Source organism: Chamaesiphon sp. OTE_20_metabat_361, from assembly GCF_031364565.1.
The window spans coordinates 1-4,970 of record NZ_JANLWO010000479.1; the positions used below are offsets into that span (position 1 = coordinate 1).

The following is a 4,970-nucleotide window of genomic DNA, read 5'->3' on the forward strand; positions in this document are numbered from 1 at the left end:
AGCTAATGCCAAAAAGCACGCGCCAGTAGCGATCGTCAAGCCGCCGCCGAGCCGCCACGAGCTGCGGTACCAGCCATCCCTAGCTCTAGTTACGGGCTGGGTGGATAGCCATAGTTCAGTCACAGTGAGGATGCTTAACGCGATCGCTAGTACGGCTAAATCTAGCACTGAGTTGTCATTGCGTCCGGGAACCCCAACGAAATTACTGGCGATCGATCGACACCAGTCCCACCGATTAGCGAGGGCGGCAAAAATGGTTGCCAAGCCGCAGAGGTGGGTGAAGTAAATATAACTGGTTCTAATTGGCAGATACCGCAGGGTGAGGTGTGCCAAAATCGCGGTGGATGCGACCAAATCGATGAGTAGGCTCAGGGGTGTGGTGAGATTAATCAGGGGCAAAATTGCTCCAGTCCACAAGATAAGAGCTTCACCCCTGCGGGATAAGGAATGCCATCCCTGTTGCCAAAACCAATCTGTCAGCCATACCCATAGCAACAAGTATGGGAAAATTAGCAGCGAACCAGCTAGGAGATAGTTTTGCCCGAACAGCAGTAGTAGGAACGGTAAAATCTTGGCAAGGATGGCACCTGTCGCCAGGGGTGTCCAGAGAAAATTACTAATGAGATAGGTTTGCAGTCCGACGAAAAAGAGGCTGACGACCGATTGCTGTTGCTGGTAGGCGCGTAGACGTTGCCAAATCCAGATTAATGCCAGAATACTGACGGCGACTGCTTGCCAGGAGCTGTTTTTAGGGATACTTATCAGGTCGCCGATTCCCAGCAACCAGCCTAATCCGAGCAAGCTGGCACCGATTTGTTGATACAGCCGTGCTAATTCGCCCAGTGCTGACTCAAATCGCAGCACTCGGAGTGAGTTGCCATCTACCTTGCGACTTTGCAGTCGCGTCAGTCGGTAGGATTTTTGTAGACCCCACTGGGTAAATAACCACCCGACAATCCCGATCGCCAATCCGAAGCTATAAATCGGCAAGTGTTCGACAAACAAACCGCGCAATAGCAGCATTCCTAGCCCATAAATTGCTAGAGAGCCACCTTCGATCTGGCGCAGTTTTTGTAGTAATATTACTACCCCGATCGCGCCGATATAAATCGCGATCGCCGACCACGACGGTATTTGCCAGCCTAAATGCAGACAGCTCAGCACCAGGTAGGTGGCTAGCAGCCAGCCAGAGTGCTGGAAATTAGCTTTATCTCGTTCTTTGCGATATCTCAAATACAAGATGCCTGCTAGCCCGCATCCCGCCAACAGCGCCGTGACTAATTCGAGCGGCTGCTGCCACAAGCCAAAAGAATCGATCGCCCAAAAGTTGACCGGAATCAACAGCAGGGTGACGATTTGCAAGGTGTTCGCCGTCAGCCGCAGCCCCTCCTGTCGCCTTGCCCAGGCACCCACGACCCAAAAACCGATCGTATACAGCCATAGCAAGCCATACTGTCCCCACGCGGGAAATAGCGACCATTGCGTTGCCGCCAGGACGCCAGATGATAACACAACCAAGAATACACCCAGAAATAGCAGCCAGCGCACGCTCAACTCGTCTTTGAGATGTTGCCACAGATACTGGACTCGCGAGGGGGCGCGGGGGGTCAGCGGTTCGACATTAGTGGCGGGAATGTAAGCTGGTAAATCGGCAACTGGTAGCGTTTCGCTCAGACACTCGCGGGCGAGCTGGAGGATTTGCGATCGATCGAGCAGTCTCGATCGCACCATGAAATCTAGTGTCGCTAAAAGTTCGGGGTCGTTGGGGTCGATGTGTAACTCCAACCAGATCGACTTGACAGATGGCTGCGGCATGATTTCTGCTAGGGGACTGCTTATTATCCTCTCTTAGGGTTCCCCATTTCGCTCTGCTATCTGTGACAGTTTCTAAATCGTGCTATGGGGTCGAAAACTTTTTGGGGAAATTTGCAATAACTTCCGGATGCCTAAGTGCGATCGATGTAATTAAAAGTACAGCCGATTCATAGACAGATCGGCTCATCGTTCGCACACCCCCGATTTCTATCATGTTGAAATATGTATTTGTCACGGCGGCAACCGCACTTGTCAATCTAGTTTTAGTAGCTACTACTAATGTTCAAACTGCGAATGCAGATGCAGACCTTGCACCAGCGATCGACTCGATCGCGGCTGACAAATTAATTACTAAAGATGATAAACCTGTCTCCTACAATGCAGTGCAACAAGCGGATATTAAAAGTATCCACAGAACATTAACCGAATTTTATCGCGGCTTGAACGAGCATAATGTGGATCGGATGGCGCGCGTCTCTGTCATGGCTTCAGACAGTGATAAAGAATACTTGCGCCGGACGTTTGCTCGTCTCAAATCTTCCGGTGTCGATCTGAGTATTGAAGTTCAAAATATCGAATTGGTATCTCTCTCCGGAAATAATGCCCGAGTTGAAATCGCCCAGCTCATGAAAGCTAGAGGCGCACAACGAGCAATTAAATCTCAACAGTCAACTTCGATCGCATTGGTAAAATATCGCGGTCGCTGGAAAGTCAGTGATAGTGAGACTGTCATGCAATCACTCGATCGCGATCGTTAATCAGGCATTGAACCAGTCACAGCAAAATGGCGATCGCTAATGACTGATTTACATCAGTTTTTAAGGCTCAGCTTAGCATTCGCAATTCGCAATTCTCAATTCTCAATTCTCAATTCTCAATTAATTTAAATACCTAAATAAAATGAAACTATCGACTATGAACTGGTTGTCGAAAGCAATCGTGCTGCCGTTATTTACTACTGCCCTCCAGATTAGCCCTGTAGGTGCCCAACAGATCCAGCGTGCCCCCCGGATTTCCCTAGAAGCCTCAAGCGCCAGCACCCGAGAATTCTTACCATTACCCACCGATCTCAATCTACGCATCCCCACCCCCGCCAGTACTATCATCCCCGAAAATCGCGAACCAAGCAATTCGATCGAGCCAATTTGGGCTAATCCCGATCGTCATCCACCCGCGAAAAGCATTACCAACCGGGCACCAACCACCAGATCGATCGTCAAAAAAAGCAGCATCTCAAGTCGAAATTCTAAAATCTCCCCATCAATAACTCCACAACAAGCTAACCAGCTTAAACCTAATCCTAAGCGTAAAAACTCAGCCACTAAAAATTTAGATCTTGAAACCCTGACGCTCAGTAACAGTAACTCTAAAAGTAAATATGCTCCCAAAACCAGAATTGCGGCAAGATCTAACCCTCCTTTTAGTGGCAATTATCTCCGATTAGTTAGAGATCCTGGCAAAGGTACCAACGATGTCGGCAATCCGATCTATACACTTGAAGCCTATGTTGGCGGTCAAAAATATCAAACGTTTGATGTCGTATCCGGCACCGCTAGAAGTCAAAATGCCGATCGCGATCGCGGCAATAATGCAGCACCTTTGCCAGATGGATTATATGCAGTTAGCAGTCAAATTATTCCTGGAGACACCTTAGAGGTTGGTAAAACTTTTATCGGGATTTTTCCACAGTTTGAAACCGGACGCAATTCGCTAGGTATTCATCTCGATCGCAGTTTTAATCAAACCAATGGCTACGATGGAACGGCTGGTTGTATCGGGATGACTACTCCTGCCGATCGCGATGCGATTAATGAGTTCGTGCTTAAATATCGCCCGCGTAATCTCTCGGTAAATATTATCTCTGCTACGAACTAGAGATCGAATCTAGCGATGCTTCACCGATCTAGTGTCGTTAATCCTCGGTAACGATCGGATTTAGTCATGCTAGAATAAACAAATTATTTCTACTTGTATAAATTAGTCTGTCACTATGGATCGATCCAAAATTGTTGCCGTTGTTACTGGTATCATTTCATTAGTACTCGCGATCGCCTACTTATTAGTCGTTCAATTTATTGATTTCCGGGGTGAGATGCTCCCCGCGCCGATCGTCGATACGATTTTACTCGGATTGATTATTTAAAATTTAGCCATAGAAAATCACGCGATCGCAATTCATTCGCTAGTTGTTAATTGTCCCTATTTGGATGGGATTAATTAGAGAATGAACGATCGTCCTCTAACTGTTGATTTTACCCAGCTCATCAGCGTCTCCTTGCTCCGGTTACGAATGAAATCGCCGTTTTTTGGTACGCTGGCAATGTTTGCGCGGTTTGTACCCAGCGATACTATTCCTACCGCCGCCACCGATGGGCGAGATATCTTTTTCAATCCCCAATTTCTCACATCCTTGCCCAAAGCACAGCAAGATGGAGTGCTATTGCACGAATTGATTCATGCGGCACTGTTACACCCGTTACGCCTCAAACAACGGGAACCACAGTTGTGGAATATTGCAGCAGATATTGTCGTCAATGGGATGATTTCGCAGCAGCATGGCGTCGAGTTACCGCCAGATGGATTGCGCGATGAAAAATTAGAACATCTGAGCGTCGAAGAAGTATATGAACTATTAAGAGACTCAGCACCAGATCGCCACCGATTGAACGATCCCGATCTACTCGCTCCCAAAGATCGCTACAAATTTGGCGAAGGCGATGCACCAACACAGCAACATCGGCGAGATCGCAGCCAGCAAGAATTACTAGCCGCTCACTGGCGAGACGCAATTCAACAAGCAAGTGCAATTTCGCGGACGACACAATGGGGTAAACTGCCGCTCGGAATCGAACGCGAGTTTGAAGCGATCGTCAGTCCCCAGTTAGACTGGAAGGCATACCTGTGGCGGTACTTAGTCCAAACTCCCAACGATTTTCAGAGTTTCGATCGCCGCTTTATCGGGCGGGGACTATATCTTGAAGCATTGCAGGGCGAGTCGGTGCGCGTCTATCTCGCGATCGATACCAGTGGCTCGGTGCATCAGCAGACGCTCGATCTATTTATGAGCGAAGTCATCGGCATTTTAGGTGCCTATCCCCATCTAGAATGCGATTTATACTACGTTGACTGTGAAGCTGATGGCCCCTACTCGATCG

The 4,970-nt window shown here is 48.3% G+C and carries 4 protein-coding genes and 1 pseudogene; 4 read left to right on the forward strand and 1 reads right to left on the reverse strand.

Annotation, left to right across the window (positions count from 1 at the left end):
* Positions 1-1,815 (reverse strand): annotated as a pseudogene (locus RMO35_RS13955) (hypothetical protein); the annotation flags it as partial.
* Between the two features lie 212 nt (positions 1,816-2,027).
* On the opposite strand from RMO35_RS13955, the gene RMO35_RS13960 reads away from it, so the two are divergent.
* From RMO35_RS13960 to RMO35_RS13975, 4 genes are all read left to right on the forward strand, one after another.
* Entirely contained in the window at positions 2,028-2,573 is a 546-nt protein-coding gene (locus tag RMO35_RS13960; RefSeq protein WP_309741910.1) for a hypothetical protein, read from the forward strand.
* A gap of 142 nt (positions 2,574-2,715) precedes the next feature.
* The gene (locus RMO35_RS13965) at positions 2,716-3,690 is read left to right on the forward strand and encodes a hypothetical protein (protein ID WP_309741912.1); all 975 of its coding nucleotides are present in this window, start codon (positions 2,716-2,718) and stop codon (positions 3,688-3,690) included.
* Positions 3,691-3,805: 115 nt separating this feature from the next.
* Positions 3,806-3,958, forward strand: a complete 153-nt coding sequence (locus tag RMO35_RS13970) for a hypothetical protein (RefSeq protein WP_309741913.1) — start codon at positions 3,806-3,808, stop codon at positions 3,956-3,958.
* An 81-nt stretch (positions 3,959-4,039) separates the two neighbouring features.
* Positions 4,040-4,970: DUF2201 family putative metallopeptidase (locus tag RMO35_RS13975; RefSeq protein ID WP_309741914.1), on the forward strand; the 931-nt coding region annotated here is incomplete at its 3' end.

What these genes read in the sequence shown, in the direction of transcription:
- RMO35_RS13960 (WP_309741910.1), top strand. Translation starts at nt 2,028, where the DNA reads ATGTTGAAATATGTATTTGTCACGGCGGCAACCGCACTTGTCAATCTA.
- RMO35_RS13970 (WP_309741913.1), top strand. Translation starts at nt 3,806, where the DNA reads ATGGATCGATCCAAAATTGTTGCCGTTGTTACTGGTATCATTTCATTA.
- RMO35_RS13965 (WP_309741912.1), top strand. Translation starts at nt 2,716, where the DNA reads ATGAAACTATCGACTATGAACTGGTTGTCGAAAGCAATCGTGCTGCCG.